Below are 1,155 nucleotides of genomic sequence, written 5' to 3' on the forward strand. Positions count from 1 at the left end.
TAATCCAAGGGGCTGGGACGAGTGAACTTGTTCACGTAGCAATCGGAAGTGGTTCCAAGAAAAGCCTCTAAGCTTCAGTCATACGAGACCGTACCGCAAACCGACACAGGTGGGCGAGATGAGTATTCTAAGGCGCTTGAGAGAACTCGGGAGAAGGAACTCGGCAAATTGGTACCGTAACTTCGGGAAAAGGTACGCCCTTGTAGCTTGGCTGATTTACTTCAGTAGGGCGAACGGGTTGCAATAAACTGGTGGCTGCGACTGTTTAATAAAAACACAGCACTCTGCAAACACGAAAGTGGACGTATAGGGTGTGACGCCTGCCCGGTGCTGGAAGATTAAATGATGGGGTGCAAGCTCTTGATTGAAGTCCCAGTAAACGGCGGCCGTAACTATAACGGTCCTAAGGTAGCGAAATTCCTTGTCGGGTAAGTTCCGACCTGCACGAATGGCGTAACGATGGCCACACTGTCTCCTCCCGAGACTCAGCGAAGTTGAAATGTTTGTGATGATGCAATCTACCCGCGGCTAGACGGAAAGACCCCATGAACCTTTACTGTAGCTTTGCATTGGACTTTGAACCAATCTGTGTAGGATAGGTGGGAGGCTTTGAAGCGGGGACGCCAGTTCTCGTGGAGCCAACCTTGAAATACCACCCTGGTTTGTTTGAGGTTCTAACCTTGGTCCGTTATCCGGATCGGGGACAGTGCATGGTAGGCAGTTTGACTGGGGCGGTCTCCTCCTAAAGTGTAACGGAGGAGTTCGAAGGTACGCTAATTACGGTCGGACATCGTGATGATAGTGCAATGGCATAAGCGTGCTTAACTGCGAGACTGACAAGTCGAGCAGGTACGAAAGTAGGACATAGTGATCCGGTGGTTCTGTATGGAAGGGCCATCGCTCAACGGATAAAAGGTACTCTGGGGATAACAGGCTGATTCCTCCCAAGAGTTCATATCGACGGGGGAGTTTGGCACCTCGATGTCGGCTCATCACATCCTGGGGCTGTAGCCGGTCCCAAGGGTATGGCTGTTCGCCATTTAAAGTGGTACGTGAGCTGGGTTTAAAACGTCGTGAGACAGTTTGGTCCCTATCTGCCGTGGGCGTTGGAAATTTGAAGGGGGCTGCTCCTAGTACGAGAGGACCGGAGTGGAC

Annotated in this window: 1 rRNA gene; it reads left to right on the forward strand. The window is 51.5% G+C overall.

The features are described from left to right. Window positions 1-1,155: ribosomal RNA gene (locus tag GJ695_RS29360) — 23S ribosomal RNA — on the forward strand; the annotation flags it as partial.

The sequence above is a fragment of the Duganella alba genome (assembly GCF_009674495.1).
GTDB classification, from domain to species: domain Bacteria; phylum Pseudomonadota; class Gammaproteobacteria; order Burkholderiales; family Burkholderiaceae_D; genus Rugamonas; species Rugamonas alba.